Here is an 18,118-nt window from a genome sequence, read left to right on the forward strand (position 1 = left end):
GCCCGGAGGCTAGCGTAACAATGCTGGTTGAGCGGCCTAATGGAGATGCTGCGACTCTGGCGTTTAAAGCGCAAAACAATAGTTATGTCAGTTCGACTGGAATTGCTGAGCCTCATTATTTCACGGCGCAGATAAACGTCACGCAAAGCGGCGTTACGCGTTCATTTGAATTCAATAAACAAGAAGGCAAGATTGAATTAACCGATGAGCAACTCAAGGCCGGAGGTATTCAATTGGTCACGGCTGTTCCGGGTGAGTTGAGCACCTCGATTTCACTGCCTGGAGAGATTCGATTTGACGATAACCGCACCGCCCACGTCGTTCCGCGTGTGGCCGGAGTGGTTGAATCTGTTGCTGTAAGCCTTGGTCAAAAAGTTAAGAAAGGTGAGCTGTTAGCTGTCATCACCAGTCAGCAGGTGTCCGAGCAACGCAGTGAGTTTGCCGCTGCGCAACGCCGGGTGGAATTAGCACGAATTACCTATAAGCGTGAACGCCAGCTTTGGCAGGACAAAATTTCTGCAGAACAAGATTACTTGCTAGCCAAGCAGGTTTTGCAAGAGGCCGAAATTCAGCTGAATAACGCGCGTCAGAAAATTTCAGCTATCAGCGGTAGCGTCAGCACGAGCGGGGGAAACCGGTATGAGTTGCGTGCACCGTTCGATGGCAGTGTCGTTGAAAAACACATTGTGCTGGGTGAAGTCGTCAGTGAAACCAGCAACGCTTTTACTATCTCCGATTTGTCTGAGGTTTGGGCAACTTTCAACATCTCGCCTAAAGACCTCAATCAGGTACAGGTTGGCAAGCGCGTAAAAATCAGTGCACCAGAGCTGGGTACCGAACTGATGGGTGAGGTGTCATATGTGGGGAGTTTGCTGGGTAAGCAAACGCGCACGGCAACCGCTCGAGTCACGGTGAAAAACCCTCAAGGTGCTTGGCGGCCTGGCTTGTTCGTCTCGGTCTTGCTGGCAACACAAACCCAGAATGTGGGGGTCACGTTGCCTGAGCAGTCGATTCAAACGGTTGAAGAACAACCCGCAGTATTTGTCCGCGTTGACGGTGGCTTTATCGCGCAGCCCGTTGTGTTGGGGGCTCGCGACAGTGGCTATGTCGAGATAAATGAAGGACTGGCAGCAGGCGCCGAAGTCGCCAGTGTCGGCAGCTTCACCCTTAAGTCTGAACTGGGTAAGTCCTCAGCTCAGCACGCCCATTGATCCTTCATCGACGAGAAGCTAAATATGTTTGAGCGCATTATTCAATTCGCTATCGAACAGCGCATTGTCGTGCTGTTTGCGGTGCTGGCTATGGCCGGTGTGGGAATCGCAAGCTATCAGAAACTGCCGATTGATGCCGTTCCCGATATTACAAATGTGCAGGTGCAAATCAATACAGCTGCGGCTGGGTTTAGCCCTCTGGAAACCGAGCAACGAATAACTTTTCCAATTGAAACTGCGATGGCCGGGTTGCCGGATCTGGTACAAACCCGTTCTCTTTCACGTTCTGGGCTGTCGCAGGTCACCGCAATTTTTGAAGACGGCACGGACTTGTTTTTTGCCCGCCAGTTGGTCAATGAGCGCTTGCAGATTGCCCGCGAGCAATTGCCCGATGGCACTGAGGCAATGATGGGGCCGATCTCCACGGGCTTGGGTGAAATTTTCCTGTGGACGGTTGAGGCCGAGCCGGGTGCGTTAAAAGAGGATGGCACTGCGTATACCCCGACCGACCTGCGGGTAATCCAAGACTGGATTATCAAACCGCAGCTACGCAATGTGCCAGGCGTAGCGGAAATCAACACCATTGGTGGCTTTGCTAAGGAGTTTCAGGTTGCACCGGACCTCAAGCGCTTAGCTGCCTATAAGCTGACGCTGGCGGATCTGGTTAGCGCCCTTGAAAGTAACAATGCCAACGTTGGTGCTGGCTACATTGAGCGTAACGGCGAGCAACTGATAATCCGCGCGCCAGGGCAGGTGGCGAGTATTGCGGATATTGCCAACATCGTCATTGCGAATGTCGATGGCACACCGATTCGTGTCAGTAATGTGGCTGATGTTGATATCGGCCGTGAGCTGCGTACGGGCGCAGCGACTGAAAATGGTCGCGAAGTCGTGCTCGGTACTGTGTTTATGTTGATTGGCGAGAATAGCCGGAGTGTTTCCCTAGCGGTTGCCACAAAGCTTAAGGATATTAACCGCTCGTTGCCTGCAGGCGTGGTGGCGGTGACGGTCTATGACCGCACCACACTTGTGGATAAAGCCATTGCTACGGTGAAAACCAACCTGATCGAAGGCGCGATTCTGGTTATCGTGATTTTGTTCCTGTTCCTCGGCAATATCCGGGCTGCGTTGATTGTTGCAGCAGTCATTCCGCTGTCTATGTTGTTTACCTTTACCGGCATGTTCAGCAACAACGTTAGCGCAAACCTGATGAGTTTGGGCGCGCTCGACTTCGGCATTATTGTTGATGGCGCGGTGGTCATTGTGGAGAACGCAATACGGCGTTTAGCCCATGCCCAGCAACATCATGGGCGCATATTGACCCGCTCTGAACGACTGCATGAGGTCTTTGCGGCTTCTAAAGAAGCACGTCGAGCGTTGATCTTCGGTCAACTGATCATCATGGTTGTGTATTTGCCGATTTTCGCCCTGACCGGTGTCGAGGGGAAAATGTTTCATCCGATGGCCTTCACGGTTGTGATCGCTTTGTTGGGTGCGATGATCCTTTCGGTCACATTTGTGCCGGCTGCAATTGCGATGTTTATTACAGGTAAAGTCCAAGAGAAAGAGAATGCTGTCATGCGGGCTGCGCGACTGGGTTATGAGCCGGTTTTGGCTTGGGTCATGCGACATCGCAATAAAGCATTTGCTGCAGCGCTGGGTTTGGTTGTGTTGTCGGGATTGGTTGCCAGTCGCATGGGCAGTGAGTTTGTGCCGAGTCTGAGTGAAGGTGATTTTGCGCTCCAAGCATTACGCGTTCCTGGCACCAGTCTCACCCAGTCGGTTGAAATGCAGCAGCGACTCGAGAAAGTAATAATCGAAAAGGTTCCTGAAGTGCAGCGGGTGTTCGGTCGAACGGGTACTGCAGAGATCGCCTCTGATCCAATGCCGCCAAACATTTCCGACAGCTATGTGATGCTTAAACCCAAGTCCGAATGGCCAGACCCGAACAAGCCGCGTGAGCAATTAATTGCTGAGTTGCAGCAGGCCAGTGCGATTGTTCCGGGCAGTAACTATGAGCTGTCACAACCCATTCAATTGCGTTTTAACGAGTTGATTTCAGGTGTGCGCAGTGACGTCGCAGTAAAGGTGTTTGGTGACGACATGGATGTGCTGAACAGTACTGCGGCTGAAATTGCCGAGTCACTAGGCAAGGTACAAGGCGCTTCCGAAGTGAAGGTCGAGCAGACCACAGGTTTACCGGTACTGACGATCAATATCGACCGCGATAAAGCTGCGCGTTATGGGCTGAATGTAGGTGATGTGCAAGAAACCATTGCGGTTGCTGTAGGAGGGCGCAAGGCCGGTACCTTATATGACGGTGACCGCCGTTTTGACATAGTGGTGCGTTTGTCAGACAAGTTGCGTTCCGATATTGAAGGTTTGTCTCGACTACTGATTCCTGTGCCCGCAACAGCCAGTAGTACCAGTGATGCGATTGCGTTTATCTCGCTCTCTGAAGTTGCTTCATTGGACCTTGTATTGGGACCGAATCAAGTCAGTCGTGAAAACGGCAAGCGCCTGGTAGTGGTCAGCGCCAACGTTCGCGGGCGCGATATCGGCTCCTTTGTCGAAGATGCCGCAGATCGAATCGAAGCCGAAGTTACAATTCCTGCAGGTTACTGGACTCTCTGGGGAGGCCAGTTTGAACAACTGCAATCAGCTGCCAAGCGTTTGCAAATCGTCGTGCCGTTGTCGCTGTTTTTGGTGTTGGGGTTACTGTTTATGATGTTCAACAGCCTCAAGGATGGCTTGTTGGTCTTTACCGGAATTCCTTTTGCACTCACTGGTGGGGTATTTGCCCTGTGGCTTCGCGATATACCGTTGTCGATTTCTGGAGGAGTCGGGTTTATTGCACTTTCAGGGGTAGCGGTGTTGAACGGTCTGGTGATGATCTCGTTTATTCGCAACCTGCGTGAAAATGGGATGTCATTGAGTGAGGCGATCAACCAAGGCGCGATTACCCGCCTGCGACCGGTGTTGATGACGGCGTTGGTTGCATCGCTGGGTTTCATCCCGATGGCATTGGCCACTGGCACCGGTGCTGAAGTGCAGCGACCTCTGGCGACGGTCGTTATCGGAGGGATTCTGTCCTCAACGATATTGACACTACTGGTGCTGCCGGCTCTTTATCAGTTGGCGCATCGACGTGAGGAGGATGACTTGCCCGCTCAGAGCGATGGCGCAATTGCATCGGTCTGATTTCAACTCAATATGAACCGTTGAGGTTGTCGATAGCGACAACCTCGCGGCCGTCCAGGCATGAGTGCAATGCCAGTGCCTGTCTCGGTGGCTCAGCCAAGCCGAGCCCCTCCGTTATGTTTGCAGCGGGGCATAGCCAATCTGGCATGAGCCTGGTGTGACTGCCGCTTGCAAATATCTGTTTTGCAGGATATTGGTTTTCTATATATTTGATTTTCGTATATGAAGAACACCGCATCCATTCGCAGTGATCATGGTGCAGACGTCCACGCCCACCAAGTGGCTTGAGTACATACTCGCGCATGGCTCTGCTGCCTACATTCCGAGTTTCCGGTTTGGCTTATTCAACGGTTGTTGAAACTAATCAGCAATGGCTTGAAGGCGATACTTGTCGCCTGCGTGAAATCAACAGTCGTCCACCCAGCCAGTCGATGTGCGACTGATCAATCTTTATCCAATTGAGTGACCTGCATGCTGATCGCGCTGTCGATATTCATCATTACCATCACCTTGGTTATCTGGCAGCCAAAAGGCCTTGGGGTTGGCTGGAGTGCCAGCTTTGGCGCCGTCCTGGCACTGCTCTTCGGGGTGATTGGTTTCGCTGATATCCCGACTGTCTGGCAGATCGTATGGAACGCCACGGGGGCGTTTATCGCGATTATTATCATCAGTTTATTGCTTGATGAAGCTGGGCTTTTCGAGTGGGCGGCGCTGCATGTGGCCAGGTGGGGAGGGGGCAGTAGTCGCAGGCTCTATGCGTTTATTATTTTGCTGGGCGCTGTGGTTTCTGCGCTGTTTGCCAATGACGGTGCCGCCCTGATCCTCACCCCGATCGTTATTGCCATGCTCTTGGCGTTGCGGTTTTCAGCGGCGGCAACGCTGGCATTCGTAATGGGCGCTGGCTTTATTGCCGATACCGCCAGCTTGCCGTTGGTGATATCGAACTTGGTGAATATCGTTACCGCTGATTATTTCGGTATCAGTTTCAGCGAGTATGCGTCGGTCATGGTGCCGGTCAATATGGTCAGTATTGCGGCCACGCTGGGCATGCTGATGTGGTTTTTCCGTAAGGATTTACCCGCTGGCTATGACCTGGCTGATATCAAGCCTGCCGTTGAGGCGATTCGTGACCGGGCGACCTTTATCGCCGGATGGTGGGTGCTGGCGCTGCTGCTGATGGGCTTGTTTGTGCTTGAGCCATTAGGCGTGCCGATCAGTGCGATCGCCGCCGTGGCTGCTTTTGTGCTTTATCTGATCGCCGCTCGCGGGCATGTGATCTCAACCCGTAAAGTGCTCAAGGAGGCGCCGTGGCAAATCGTGGTGTTTTCGCTGGGCATGTATTTGGTGGTCTACGGCCTGAAAAACGCCGGGCTGACTGACCATATCGCGCAATTACTCAACGTTTTTGCCGAGTACGGCGTGTGGGGCGCAACTCTGGGGACGGGCATGCTGACTGCATTGTTGTCGTCGCTGATGAATAACCTGCCGACCGTACTGGTGGGGGCGTTATCGATCCATGCCGCCGATGTCAGCGGGGTGACTCAGCAGGCGATGATCTATGCCAACATCATCGGCTGTGACCTCGGCCCTAAAATCACCCCAATCGGCAGCCTCGCCACACTGCTGTGGTTGCATGTTCTTGCACGCAAGAACATGACGATAGGCTGGGGTTATTACTTCAAGACGGGCATCGTACTCACTGTACCTATCCTGCTTATCACGCTTAGCGCCTTGGCTATACGTTTGAGTTTTTGAGTTCGGGGTCAGGGCGTAAAAGCTGTTTATATAACCTTCACCGCACGACCAATAAACTGCACCGGTCCTGTTGGTTTGCCAGTGGCTGAGCCGGTGGGGTTTTCCAGGGTTAGCTCAAACAGTTGATTAGGCGCCAGCGGGGGCAGTTGATCGAGTGAGATTGACAGTGTTTGCCCGGGTTTGACCAAGCCCAAGGAAACTGGCGCTTGCCAGTCATCACCTTTAGTCCAGAACTCAAGTGCCTTGCCGTGGGGCACCTCAGTCACGCCCAGCGGTATCAACTGGATGTCCTGTTGGTTACTGGTTTGAATAACCCAGCCGGGGGCTTTATCTTGCGGGGCAACCAGTACCACCAGATAAGCCGTTTCATTCAAGGGTGCACCGCGCAGCAGTAACACGGCAGCCAGCACCAGTGTTGCGGCGATACCGGTGGCGGCAAGGCTGCGCCACAGGGGCAACAGGTTCCACCAGGACGTGGCGCCTGTTGTTGATGCGTGTTGTTGGCTTGAGTTAATACTGCGCTGCACGCGCCGCCATAGAACAGGCGAGGGTGCTTGTGCATCCATGCGAGTCTCTCCATAAGGGCAAAAGGAGCAGCGTTTAGTGGGCTGCTACTGGTACTACCCGGCAGAAAGACAATTGGATGCAGTGCGGCGGAAATATTTTTTGAAAGGGCAAGCCCAGTGATTAATTGAGATGGGCGTCGGTCGCGGTGAGTCGTTTATCCCTAGCGTTACCTCTTTACGGGGCGGCTGATCGGAAAAACCTCGCTGACTAATCGATCTCAGAGTCAGTCTGCTCAGCTTCACGCGGTGCACTGAACGCCTTGCTGTAGTAGCCCGAGGAATCAAAACAACAGACTCTCTTCTTCCCTGTTGCAAGCATGTCGCATGCATCGTTGGTCCGTTTGGTGCGCGTCTTCGTCTGTTTGGCTGATGTAATCCAATGGATCCAGTCAAGCCTGGCAATAGTGGTGGTGTCCTGCCAGGTAGCCAGCGCTTCGGGTGAGGCTTGTAAGGCCTTACTCAGATCAAGGGGGATTTGGGGCTCGGGCTCCTGCGCCACGGCATTAACGTCGAAACAAACAGTGTCACCAAAACTTGCGGCAATCTTTTTTAGCAGTTTTTCATCGAGTTTAAGCCAATGGCTTTTTTGACCGTCGGGCTCAAGCAGCGCTTGGAAATGTTGGCCGTTAATGGTGCCCTCTACCGTTACCCGGCCGCGCCTCGGCAGTTTTTCGCTGGCTGCTTTGGGCAGGATCACAAACGCCCATGCGTTGCCGTCTTCTGGCTCTTCAGGGCGTAGTAATTGTGCATTGAACTGTGATCTTGAGTCTTTTGGCGTCATTGGTTGGGCAACCGTGCAACGTAGGTAATAGGGGCCAGGCCACGATTCAACTGGTTTCACCTGCTTGAGGTGTCGTTGGCCCCTTTATTTTTAACCCACCTGGTCATAGATCGGAAGTTTTACGTCAGTAAATGACTGCGCTCGACTTAGATCCGGCATACGGTATCCGGCATGCGGCATGCAGCCGAATCAACAGCGTGGCCTGTTTTCAAAGGCGCACAGATGGCTGCACTGGCCGAGGTTGGCAAGCCAGTCCCGGCACAACGCTGCTGGTGCTGGTGCTGGTGCTGGTTATGGTGATTGTGATCATCGGCTTGGCACTTCACCGACCACGGTGGTGCGGAACATTTCGCGACGCATGCCGTGGTAGTCGGCCACCGGCAAATGCCAAGTGCTGCGATTGTCCCAGATCGCCAGGCTGCCCTTGCGCCAGCGCATACGGCAGGTGAAGGCCTCGGTGGTCGCCAGCTTGAACAGATAGTCGAGCAACGGTCGCGCTTCGTCCGGGCGTAGGCCCTTGATGCCGGTGGTGTAGGCCGGGTTTATGTACAGCACTTTCTGCCCGGTTTCCGGGTGCCTGATTACCAGCGGGTGGCTGCGCACTTCACTTGATGTATCGCTGCCGTAACGGATCGCCATATTTTCCAGCAGGGCGTTGTGCCGGGCATTGACTCCATACGCCATTTCCGGACTGTGTACCGCATCGAGGTTGGCGAGCAGCGCCTTCATTCCCGGTGACAGCCACTCGTAGGCCAGCGCCAGGTTGGCGTAGCAGGTATCGCCGCCGTAAGGCGGGATGTCATGGCCGTAAAGTAAGGTGAACGCGGGTGGGCGTTCTTGAAAGGTCCAGTCGGTATGCCAGGCACCGCCGAACACGAAGGGCGTTTTCTCGGTCGCCTCCTTGACCACGTGGACCACATGCGGATGGTCGTCCATGCAGGTTACATAGGGCTCGCGACCGAACTCGCCGAAGTGCTGGGTGACCCGCTCCAGGTCACTCACGCTCAAGGCTTGGTCGCGGATAAAGATTACCTTGTGCGCAAGCAGGGCTTGTCGCAGCTCGGCGAAGCCTTCATCACTCAGGCGGGTCAGGTCGATCTCCTCGATATCCGCGCCGATTGCGCCGGTGCTCGGGGTCACACGAAAGTGCTGGTAGCTGGCCGCGCGGTTATGACTGGGCAGGGTGTAAATGAATTCACTCATGGCTCGCACTCATTGTTATTGGAGTGCTTACAGAATGCCGGGCGAGTGCTAGGCTCAGCCATGATAAAAGCTGCCAAAAAATGATAATCACTGCCATGGCGATAAAGGTTTGGAGCACCGCCTGATGCATGGACTTACCTGATGGATTGGCGTCAGAACCGTCCGCTTACCGGCGTACGCTACCTATTGGAAACAGCTCAAACAGTCGGCGTCGACGCTTCAACTTGCTTGATCGGCAGCGCCATCAGCAGCGCGACGCTGCAACAACGTAATGCTCAGATCGAGGCATGGCAGGAGTTGGCGGTTATCCGCAATCTAATCGAGCATGCCGGTCGGCCGGGGTTGGGTTTCGTAGCGGGGCAGCGCTATCACTTGACCTCGCTGGGCCTGTTGGGCTTCACCATGCTTGCCAGTCGTACCCTCGGCGAGGCCTTTGCCACCTTCAGTCGTTTCCAGTTGCTGGCGTTGACCTTGTGTCCGGCGTACACCGAGCCAGATCGACGCGGTATGTGGCTGCTGTTTGATGCCAGCGTACTGCCTCAGGATGCCCGCGCCTTTGTGATCGAACGAGGGCTGTCTGGCTGTCTGGGTGTGGCCAGCGAACTACTGCAACGGCCCATTGAGCCTCTGGCTGTGGAGGTGATGGCCAGTGCTCCAGCAGACCAGAGCAGCCTGCAGCGTGACTTTCCCCACCCGCTGCGCTTTGCCGCTACGCGTAATGGCATCCTGTTTTCCCATGCTGATCTGAAGTTCCAGCTACCGCAGGCACACATCAGCGCCCACAGCGAGGGTGAGCAACTGTGCGAGCGCCTGTGCCTGGAAATTTCGCACAGTCTGGCCAAGGCCATGACTGCACGTCTGGTGCAGCAGGTGTTGATCCGTGATTCGGCCAGTTTGCTCAGCAGCCGTGCGGTGGCCGAGCGGCTGGGGCTCTCGGAGCGTACCTTGCACCGCCGCCTGGCGAGTGAAGGCCATTCCTTTCAGCAGCTCAACGAGCAGATCAAACAACGTCTGGCCGAACGCCTGCTCAGCGACTCACGTCTGGATCTCAACGATATAGCCCAGCGTCTGGGCTACGCCGAAGCGGCCAGTTTCTCCCGCGCATTCAGCCGCTGGACGGGCTCCGCGCCCGGACAGTGGAAACGTAAGGAGCGGTAAGCGGTTGAGCAAGCTCGCCAGCTTCTCTAGCAGGCAGATTCCCAAACCTCAGAAACAACGAGGCCCCGTCGATGACGAGGCCTGATTGTGATTTGTCTGGAGCGGGTAGAGGGAATCGAACCCTCATCTAAAGCTTGGGAAGCTTTCGTTCTACCACTAAACTATACCCGCATTTGCGGGTGACTTTGTACCAGATGTTGGCGTGAAATTGAAGCGGCAGCGATCGCTATTTGTTTCGTTCACCGACAGGCAGCCCCTGAAAAGCGTTGTTTTCGCTTTTCAGGGGCTGCCTTGGTCCCATGCTTTCATGCGCTAAACTGCGATGGCTTGCGAAACTTCTGCGGGCAGCGCGTGGTAGCGGTTGCTGCGCTGTGTCGTGTGTTGCAAGAAGTTCATCAATATTGCCTTGCTTTGCTGACAGGCGCTTTTGTGCTCCATGTCGAGGAAATGCCCGGCATCTTCGATGGTCGCGAACTGGCAGTCTTCGAGGTAATCAGCGAATACACGCACGTCTTGTCCGGTGGTGTATTCATCTTTTTCACCGTTGACGAACAGCAGTGGGACATTGATGCGCGCCAAATACTCCATCTGGCAGTGAGCTTCCATGCGCACGACCTGGTTGATGTGCGCGTGCATTTGCAGGTACTCGTGCTCGTCCAGACGGCTGATGTGGCGGTAGTTGTAGCGCTTGAACAGTGATGGTAAATGCTTACCAATGGTGTCGTTGACCAAGTGGCTGATGCTGTCGCGATCAACTGCATTGAGGTAGATCAGGCCTCTTTCCAAATAGTCGAGCATCGGCTCGTTGAGCAGCGGTGAGAAGGAGCTGATCACGGCTTTCTCGATACGCTCAGGACGTTTGGCCAGCGCCAGCATTGCGGCGACACCACCCCACGAAAACGACATCAGGTAGTTGGCTTCAAAGTGTTCAATGAGCTCAAGCAGTACGTTGGCCTCATCTTCTTTGCTGATCGGCTGATGATTGCTGTTATGCGCTTTCGATTGCCCGGCATAGGGCTGGTCGTAGAGCACCACATTGAACTGTGGCTGCAGGTACTTAATCGTTTGCGCGAATGAGGAGGTGGTTGCCAGTGAGCCGTTAACCAAAATGATGGTCTTGCGGGCCATTGGGTTGGCATGGAACTCCGTGTGTACCTTGAACGTCCTGTGAATATCGACGACAGCTGTAATTGGCTTCATGTCGTTTCCTCTTGGCGCAATCCAAATCATGGCTTACGCAGCTGCGTAAACCGAACTAGAGCAGGGCAATAGGTAAACGCCTGGACGTGACAAAGACATGTCAGGCGTAGATTTTTTATTGGATTTTTTTGTCAATCGGTAAGGGCTGAAATAGAGCTGCCGCCCCGCAGCACTAGATGCTGAGGAGGGAGTCTTGTAACCAGGCAGGAACCCAATTTGCGCAGAACGCAAGAAACCAAGAGAGCGCTTAGATGGCGATTGTGACCGTCCAGTCACGTTTCGCCTTATGCTTCGATTTAAGCAGCCACTTTCCAAGCTGACAAGTATTTATTTGAACGATTGTTTGCCGTTTATCGGTGGCTAATAAATTGCTGCTGATGGATCTGCCGCAGAGGCGGATTAAACACTGGCGATTTCATCGGGTGTGAGTGCGCGGTATTGGCCAGGTGCTAGCTGTGGGTCAAGTTCTATTGCGCCAACGCGCTCGCGGTGCAGGCCGATGACTTTGTTCTGAAAGTGGCCGAACATACGTTTCACCTGATGATACCGGCCCTCATGCAACCACAGCCGTGCATTGTAGGTGGCAACGATCTCGAGCTTGGCGGGCAGGGTGGTGAGGTCTTCATATTTGAAGTACATGCCTTCAGCAAAGGTGTCAGCGTAATGCGCCTCGATCGGCTGCTCAGTCGATACCCAATAAACCTTGGCTTGCTTGCTGACCGGTTGCGTCACACGGCGCGACCATTGCCCGTCATTGGTGATTAACAGTAAGCCGCTGGTGTTGAGGTCGAGACGACCCGCCAGATGCAGTTCGTGCTTGTCCGGTTCATCAAGCAGGTCAATAACTGTTTGATGGTCTGGATGCTCAGTCGCACTGACCACGCCGATCGGCTTGTTAAGCATGAAATAGCGTACGGGTTTGCCTGTCTGGACGACTTGCTCATCCAGTTCGACCCGATCAAATACCGTGATATCGCAGCGCGAATCTCGGCAGCACACGCCATTAACCTGCACGCGGCCACTGGCGATCAGCTGACGCACAGTCTGACGGTTGAGGCTCGGCAGATTGCTGAGTATTCGGTCGAGACGCATTGGTTTACTGCTGGGAGCCGGTTGTTGCGGGCTGCACTGCGTGGTTGGCCTCAGTGGTATCGAAACCTTTTGCGCAGCGCGGACAAATACAACTGCGATCAATACCGGCTGGAATTTTTTTCAATACTTCGGGCGAAATCCTTTCAGCAAAGCACCAACAGCTTTTCACTGGCGCCGCCACACCTGCTTGCGCGCATTGGTTGAGCTGACCGCACAGAGGACAAGTGCTCGCTGAGTTGTTCATGGCTGGGTATCAAGGGCTAGTGAGTTGGCAAGATTGCAGCAGTATAAAGCGCTTCATCCGGAGATAGCGTAAAACCATTTGCCCGGATTGGTTTGAGCACAGCGTCTTGCTTGGGCTGAACATTCGCTGCGCGTGATTTTTATTGGCAGATCACGCGCAGTTCAAGTGTCGCCGTTTAGGCTTTGGTTTGCATATAGGCGCGCCAGCCCCCCAGTTCGGTAATGTTCTGCGCACCTTCGATACCGTGCGGCTCGCAGATGAAACCAACTTCCCAGCGACCATCCGCCAGCTGGACTTTGCCAAGACCAAGAGGCGCTGGAATTGCGCACAGAAATGAGCCCAGCTCGCTATTTGGCAGCTCCCAGACTTCAACTTCAATTGCTGCGCCGCCCTCGGCTACGCGAACCATGCCTGGGCGAAATGGCGGCCCGCCGGCCAGTGCATAGAGTTGATAGTCAGGCGAGCTGTGGGTCGCCTCAAGTAACTTCGCGCCGCGCTTGAGCAGTTGCCAGTTCAGCGCAAAACCTTGCAAATGCGCGCCGCAAACCACGACGCGGGCAAGGTCATTGCCTGCTGGATTAGCTGGCAGGCTGCAACCGGCAGGGCGATCACCGCAAAGCGGTAGATTGTGCTGGTGCTGTAAGGCATTGGCGATGCTGAGCAGGTATTGATCGGTAAATACGCGACCAAACAAGGTTACGCCCCAGGGTAAACCGTTGTTCATAAAGCCTGCTGGCACGGCGACCGCGGCATAGTCGAGCATGTTCATGAAGTTGGTGTAGTAGCCGAGGTCCGAGTTGCGTGCTACCGGTTCGGCATGCAGTTCAGCCAGGGTCACCGGGCGTGGGTAGGCTGGAGTAAGAATGCAGTCAACACTGTCCATGATCGGTTGGCAGATAGCCTTGAGCGCTTGCAAGCGGTATTGCGAGCGAAAGGCATCGACTGCTGTGGTACCTGGCGCTTTAGCCAGCACGGCGTGGATCACCGGCAAGACCGCCTCTGGCTGCGCTTCGATCAGCTCTCCGGCGACGCTGTAGCGTTCAGCCACCCACGGTCCTTCATAGAGCAGGCGTGCTGCTTCCAGAAACGGTGAGAAGTCGATTTCGACAGGTTCTGCGCCCAATTTTTTGAGCTGCTCGACGGTGGCACTGAACAGTGCAGGGCTTTCGCTACAGCCTAAAAACTCCAGCTGCTTGGGCACGCCAAAACGGAATGGGCGTGGCGTACCGAAGGCATTGGCTGCATTCCACATTGGATTGGCGCGGCTGTATTCGTCACGGGGGTCCAGTGTTGCGGTCAGGGCCAGTAATTGGCTGGCTTCCGCTGCTGTGGCTGTGAAAAAGGTTACGCAATCCAGCGTGCGGCAGGCGGGTACAACACCGGCTGTGGAGATCAAGCCTTTACTGGCCTTGAGACCTATCAGGTTGTTCAGCGCTGCCGGGACGCGCCCTGAACCTGCGGTGTCGGTGCCTAAGGCAAAACTGGCGAGGCCCAATGCGACAGCCAGTGATGAACCTGCGCTGGAACCGCCAGACGGATAATCCGGATGCACGCTGTTGCGGCATTCGCCGTAAGGTGAGCGCGTACCGTTGAGACCGGTGGCAAACTGGTCGAGGTTGGTTTTGCCCATGGGTACAGCACCAAGGGCAATTAACTGTCCAACAATAGTAGCGCTTTGAGTTGGGGTATAGGCGAACGCCGGGCAGGCAGCGGTGGTGGGAATGTCTGCGAGGTCGATATTGTCTTTAATCGCAAATGGCACACCGTACAGCGGCAACTCATCTGGCGAGCGGGAATCCAGCGCGGCAAGATAAGGTTCTTGTTCGGCGTCAGTGAGCAAGTGGATAAACAGATTGAATTCAGGATTGAGCGCAACAGCTTGCTCGCGCAGGGCGGTGATGACTTGGCGCGGCGATAGTGTCTGGCTTGCATAGGCATTGCGTAAGGCGCTGAGGCGTAAATCAAATTGATGTTTCATTGTCAGGGTTCCCATGCTGAGTGAACCCGCCAGTTGCCGGTTGCGGCCGTTGGCGGCTCGATGATTACTGTTCGAGCACAGCAACTCGCTGGCCTGCTCGAATCGCAGACCCCGGCTGTACGCTGATGCTTTTGATGATGCCGTCGTGTGGGGCGAATAATGGGATCTCCATCTTCATCGACTCGAGAATCACCAGCACATCACCGGCATTGACGCGGCTGCCTTCGCTGACCTGAACCTGCCAAAGATTGCCGGCGATATGGCTTTCGATAGCGTGCTGTCCCGCACTTAAAGGCGCATCTTCGAGTGGTTCGGGGGGCGTCTCTTCGCTGTCAAAATGTGCTTGGCCGCTATCGATCCAGCGTTGGCGCTCGGCGTCAAAGGCGTTGCGTTGCTGGCTGCGAAATGCAGCGATCTCGTCGGCTTCGGTGATCAGGAATTGTTGGTAGTCAGCCAGTGATAATTGGCTGTGTTCTATGCGCAAATCAAAGCGCCCGAGTGGGAAGTCGCGGCGGATTTGCAGAAGCTCTTCAGGGCTTACTGGGTAGAAGCGAATCTGGTCGAAAAATCTTAGCAACCAGGGTTTACCGGCAAATGCGGCAACCTCGCGATAGCGATTCCACATCTGCAATGTGCGCCCTACAAACTGATACCCCCCGGGACCTTCCATGCCATATACGCACATATAGGCGCCGCCAATGCCCACTGAATTTTCTGCGGTCCAGGTGCGTGCCGGGTTGTACTTGGTGGTGACTAATCGGTGGCGAGGGTCGAGTGGTGTGGCAACCGGTGCGCCGAGATAAACATCGCCAAGGCCCATTACCAGATAGCTGGCTTCAAATACCGTGCGGTACACCTCATTAAGATTTTCGAGGTCATTGATGCGGCGAATGAACTCCAGATTACTTGGGCACCAAGGCGCATCTTTACGCACAGTGGTCATGTATTTTTCGATTGCCAGTTGGCAGGCCGGGTCATCCCAGGACAACGGCAAATGAACAATGCGCGAAGGCACCGTGAGGTTTTGGCTGGCGCAAACGGAGTCCCATTCACCGGCGACAATCGCCAGCAAAGAATCCAGGCTCAACGTCTCTGGCTGATAGTGCACCTGCAGCGAGCGAATGCCGGGCGTCAGGTCGATTACACCCTCCAGCGCTTTATTCTCCAGTGCCTGCATCAGTGCATGGGCTCTGAATCGCAGGACCAGATCCAGTTCAGGTGCACCGATCTCCAGCAGCAAGTGGGTATCCCCGGAAAGCCGTGCAACCAGACGAGTGTCGTCCTGACCAAGGTCGAGTACGACCGGAGAGACCAGTGAGGCGGGGCGGGTCGGCGTTTCCCCGTTGTTCAAGGACGCGGCGTAGGTTTGCGCATTCAATGCGTCGAGTTCGCTAAGGCGCGACTGCGCCAATGCCCGAGCGGTGTTGATATCGACGGCAGTGAAGCGAACCTTGTCGCCAGCCTTGAGCTGACCAAGCTGCCACAGGTCGGCTTCAATAATGGTCACCGGGCAAACAAAGCCTCCCAGGCTTGGGCCGTCAGGACCGAGAATTACCGGCATGTCGCCCGTGAAGTCGACCGCGCCTACGGCGTAGGGATTGTCGTGAATATTCGATGGATGCAAACCGGCTTCACCGCCGCTGTCACGCACCCATTGCGGTTTCGGACCGATCAGGCGCACACCGGTGCGGCTGGAGTTGAAGTGAACCTCCCAGGCGGTGCTAAAAAAGCTGTTGATGTAGTTTTCGCTGAAATATTCCGGTGCGCCGTGTGGTCCGTAAATTACACGTAGTTCACGTATGGCGGGCAGCTCACTGCACAGGGCCGCGGGCAAGCTTTCGCCGCTGTTGTGCTGGGTCAGTTTGGCCAGGTGTAATACATCTCCCGCACGTAATGCCCGGCCGCCATGGCCCCCGAACTGGCCGAGGGTGAAGGTACTTTTACTGCCCAGATAATCAGGTACTTCAATACCACCACGCAGGCATAGGTAACTACGTGCGCCAGTGCCACTGATGCTGCCAATGCTCAAGATACTGCCAGCGTTGATTTTTATTGCCGTGTTCAGTGGCTGATCAATACCGTCAAGTTGTAAGACGATGACCGCGCCGGTAACGGCAATCACCGCGTCAGTGTTAAAGCGCAGGCTCGGCCCGCTCATGGTGATTTCCAGTGCGGCTGTACCCTGTGGATTACCCAGGAGACGATTGCCTAGACGCAGTGCACGATCATCCATTGGTCCTGATGGCGGTACCCCAACAGCCCAGTAACCGAGGCGGCCAGGATAATCCTGCACGCTGGTTTGCGTGCCCGCACTGAGCACCTCAATGGTTTCAGCCTGGTAGTGCAAGCCTTCGAGGCAGCGCGTCCATGGTTGACCATCGACAAACGGGGCGTAGGCGAGAATTTGGCGCAGATAGTTGCGGTTATTCTCTACCCCATACAACGTGGTTTCGCTTAGCGCACCCGCTAACTTCATACGTGCGGTTTCGCGGTCGGTTGCCCAGCAAATCACCTTGGCGATCATGGGGTCGAAATAGGCTGGAATTTCACAGCCTGCTTCAACCCAGGTGTCTATGCGCAGTGCTTTGCCATCAGCTTGGGGGAAGTTAACAGTTGTCAGCAATCCGGGGCTTGGCTGAAAGTCGCGCCCCGGGTCTTCGGCATAGACCCGAGCCTGCATGGCATGGCCGCTTGGCTTAAGCTGCGCTTGCAGTTGTGCGAGCGGCGCCAGTTCACCAGCGGCTAACTCGATCATCCAGCTTACCAGGTCGACACCCCACACTTGCTCGGTAACGCCGTGCTCAACTTGCAGTCGGGTGTTTACTTCGAGGAAGTAGAAACGCTCGGCGTGGCTATCGTAGACAAACTCCACAGTGCCGGCACTGCGGTAATTAATTGCTTTCGCCAGTTTGATGGCCGCCGCGCAAAGCTCGTCTTCCATCCCGTCCGGCAAGTTTGGCGCCGGGGTTTCTTCGATGACTTTCTGGTTGCGCCGCTGCACCGAGCAATCACGTACGCCGAGGGCGAGCACTTCACCGAGACCGTCGCCGAAGATTTGCACTTCAAGATGGCGTGCATGCTCAATGTACTTTTCGATAAATACACCGGCGTCGCTGAAGTTGTTCTGGCCGAGACGCTTGACGGTTTCAAAGGCGTCCGCAAGCTCCTCGGCATTACGGCAAACGCGCATGCCAATGCCGCCGCCACCGGCTGTACTTTTCAGCATCACCGGATAACCGACGCTTTCGCCAGCGCTTAGTGCCACTTCGATATTTTCCAGCAGCTCGGTGCCTTCAAGCATTGGCACGCCTTGCGCTTTGGCCAGGGCACGGGCGGTGTGTTTGAGGCCGAAGATGCGTAGCTGCTCAGGCGTTGGCCCAACAAAAGCGATACCGGCTGCCTCGCAAGCTTCAGCAAATGCAGCGTTTTCCGAGAGGAAACCATAACCCGGGTGAACCGCCGTAGCTCCGGATTCGCGTGCAGTGGCAAGGATTTTCTGCACCTGCAAGTACGTGTCGGCGGCGGGGCCATCGCCGAGGCTGAATGCCTCATTCGCTTGTTGAATATGCAGACTGGCGGCGTCGGCTTCGGCGTACACCGCAACCCCTTGAACACCGAGGCTGCGCAAGGTACGCAGGATGCGGCAAGCAATTGCGCCACGGTTGGCGATTAGTAGTTTGTTGAACATCTATTACGTCCTTCGAAAGGGCAGCAGGTCGTCCCGCTGTG

The 18,118-nt window shown here is 55.2% G+C and carries 12 protein-coding genes, 1 tRNA gene and 1 pseudogene; 5 read left to right on the top strand and 9 right to left on the bottom strand.

Annotated elements, in window-relative coordinates:
• The first annotated feature begins 20 nt into the window (after nucleotides 1-20).
• From B9K09_RS05740 to B9K09_RS05750, 4 genes are all read left to right on the top strand, one after another.
• A complete protein-coding gene (locus B9K09_RS05740) occupies nucleotides 21-1,211 on the top strand; it encodes an efflux RND transporter periplasmic adaptor subunit (RefSeq protein WP_371917449.1) in 1,191 nt (396 codons plus the stop codon).
• A gap of 24 nt (nucleotides 1,212-1,235) precedes the next feature.
• Nucleotides 1,236-4,412, top strand: a complete 3,177-nt coding sequence (locus B9K09_RS05745) for a CusA/CzcA family heavy metal efflux RND transporter (RefSeq protein ID WP_087515908.1) — start codon at nucleotides 1,236-1,238, stop codon at nucleotides 4,410-4,412.
• A 302-nt stretch (nucleotides 4,413-4,714) separates the two neighbouring features.
• Nucleotides 4,715-4,855, top strand: a complete 141-nt coding sequence (locus B9K09_RS22540; protein ID WP_157699329.1) for a hypothetical protein — start codon at nucleotides 4,715-4,717, stop codon at nucleotides 4,853-4,855.
• 28 nt (nucleotides 4,856-4,883) lie between these two features.
• Entirely contained in the window at nucleotides 4,884-6,167 is a 1,284-nt protein-coding gene (locus B9K09_RS05750; RefSeq protein ID WP_087515909.1) for an arsenic transporter, read from the top strand.
• A gap of 26 nt (nucleotides 6,168-6,193) precedes the next feature.
• Here the strand turns inward: B9K09_RS05750 and B9K09_RS05755 are convergent.
• The 3 genes and pseudogenes from B9K09_RS05755 to B9K09_RS05765 all read right to left on the bottom strand — a co-directional run.
• Nucleotides 6,194-6,718 (bottom strand): annotated as a pseudogene (locus B9K09_RS05755) (anti-sigma factor domain-containing protein); the annotation flags it as partial.
• Nucleotides 6,719-6,941: 223 nt separating this feature from the next.
• Nucleotides 6,942-7,514, bottom strand: coding sequence for a YdeI/OmpD-associated family protein (locus tag B9K09_RS05760; RefSeq protein ID WP_087519001.1), 573 nt, complete (start codon nucleotides 7,512-7,514; stop codon nucleotides 6,942-6,944).
• Nucleotides 7,515-7,820: 306 nt separating this feature from the next.
• Nucleotides 7,821-8,717: a TauD/TfdA family dioxygenase gene (locus B9K09_RS05765; protein ID WP_087515911.1), complete on the bottom strand. Its 897-nt coding sequence runs from the start codon at nucleotides 8,715-8,717 to the stop codon at nucleotides 7,821-7,823.
• 141 nt (nucleotides 8,718-8,858) lie between these two features.
• Here B9K09_RS05765 and B9K09_RS05770 point away from each other — a divergent pair, with 141 nt between their 5' ends.
• Nucleotides 8,859-9,875, top strand: coding sequence for an AraC family transcriptional regulator (locus B9K09_RS05770; RefSeq protein WP_087515912.1), 1,017 nt, complete (start codon nucleotides 8,859-8,861; stop codon nucleotides 9,873-9,875).
• Between the two features lie 97 nt (nucleotides 9,876-9,972).
• Here the strand turns inward: B9K09_RS05770 and B9K09_RS05775 are convergent.
• The 6 genes from B9K09_RS05775 to uca form a co-directional block, all read right to left on the bottom strand.
• A tRNA-Gly gene (locus B9K09_RS05775) sits at nucleotides 9,973-10,046 on the bottom strand.
• A 141-nt stretch (nucleotides 10,047-10,187) separates the two neighbouring features.
• Nucleotides 10,188-11,075, bottom strand: a complete 888-nt coding sequence (locus tag B9K09_RS05780) for an alpha/beta fold hydrolase (RefSeq protein ID WP_087515913.1) — start codon at nucleotides 11,073-11,075, stop codon at nucleotides 10,188-10,190.
• A 399-nt stretch (nucleotides 11,076-11,474) separates the two neighbouring features.
• A complete protein-coding gene (locus B9K09_RS05785) occupies nucleotides 11,475-12,167 on the bottom strand; it encodes a pseudouridine synthase (protein ID WP_087515914.1) in 693 nt (230 codons plus the stop codon).
• Nucleotides 12,168-12,171: 4 nt separating this feature from the next.
• Nucleotides 12,172-12,411, bottom strand: coding sequence for a cysteine-rich CWC family protein (locus tag B9K09_RS05790; protein WP_087515915.1), 240 nt, complete (start codon nucleotides 12,409-12,411; stop codon nucleotides 12,172-12,174).
• A 175-nt stretch (nucleotides 12,412-12,586) separates the two neighbouring features.
• On the bottom strand, nucleotides 12,587-14,389 hold the full coding sequence (atzF, locus tag B9K09_RS05795; protein WP_087515916.1) for an allophanate hydrolase: 1,803 nt from the start codon (nucleotides 14,387-14,389) through the stop codon (nucleotides 12,587-12,589).
• Nucleotides 14,390-14,453: 64 nt separating this feature from the next.
• Nucleotides 14,454-18,077, bottom strand: coding sequence for an urea carboxylase (gene uca / locus B9K09_RS05800; protein ID WP_087515917.1), 3,624 nt, complete (start codon nucleotides 18,075-18,077; stop codon nucleotides 14,454-14,456).
• Nucleotides 18,078-18,118 lie beyond the last annotated feature (41 nt).

The sequence above is a fragment of the Pseudomonas sp. M30-35 genome (genome assembly GCF_002163625.1).
Classification (GTDB): domain Bacteria; phylum Pseudomonadota; class Gammaproteobacteria; order Pseudomonadales; family Pseudomonadaceae; genus Aquipseudomonas.

Excerpts from the sequence above, each read along its gene's own strand:
- B9K09_RS05740 (WP_371917449.1), top strand. The coding sequence starts at position 21 with ATGCTGGTTGAGCGGCCTAATGGAGATGCTGCGACTCTGGCGTTTAAA.
- B9K09_RS05745 (WP_087515908.1), top strand. The coding sequence starts at position 1,236 with ATGTTTGAGCGCATTATTCAATTCGCTATCGAACAGCGCATTGTCGTG.
- B9K09_RS22540 (WP_157699329.1), top strand. The coding sequence starts at position 4,715 with ATGGCTCTGCTGCCTACATTCCGAGTTTCCGGTTTGGCTTATTCAACG.
- B9K09_RS05750 (WP_087515909.1), top strand. The coding sequence starts at position 4,884 with ATGCTGATCGCGCTGTCGATATTCATCATTACCATCACCTTGGTTATC.
- B9K09_RS05760 (WP_087519001.1), bottom strand. The coding sequence starts at position 7,514 with ATGACGCCAAAAGACTCAAGATCACAGTTCAATGCACAATTACTACGC.
- B9K09_RS05765 (WP_087515911.1), bottom strand. The coding sequence starts at position 8,717 with ATGAGTGAATTCATTTACACCCTGCCCAGTCATAACCGCGCGGCCAGC.
- B9K09_RS05770 (WP_087515912.1), top strand. The coding sequence starts at position 8,859 with ATGGATTGGCGTCAGAACCGTCCGCTTACCGGCGTACGCTACCTATTG.
- B9K09_RS05780 (WP_087515913.1), bottom strand. The coding sequence starts at position 11,075 with ATGAAGCCAATTACAGCTGTCGTCGATATTCACAGGACGTTCAAGGTA.
- B9K09_RS05785 (WP_087515914.1), bottom strand. The coding sequence starts at position 12,167 with ATGCGTCTCGACCGAATACTCAGCAATCTGCCGAGCCTCAACCGTCAG.
- B9K09_RS05790 (WP_087515915.1), bottom strand. The coding sequence starts at position 12,411 with ATGAACAACTCAGCGAGCACTTGTCCTCTGTGCGGTCAGCTCAACCAA.
- atzF (WP_087515916.1), bottom strand. The coding sequence starts at position 14,389 with ATGAAACATCAATTTGATTTACGCCTCAGCGCCTTACGCAATGCCTAT.
- uca (WP_087515917.1), bottom strand. The coding sequence starts at position 18,077 with ATGTTCAACAAACTACTAATCGCCAACCGTGGCGCAATTGCTTGCCGC.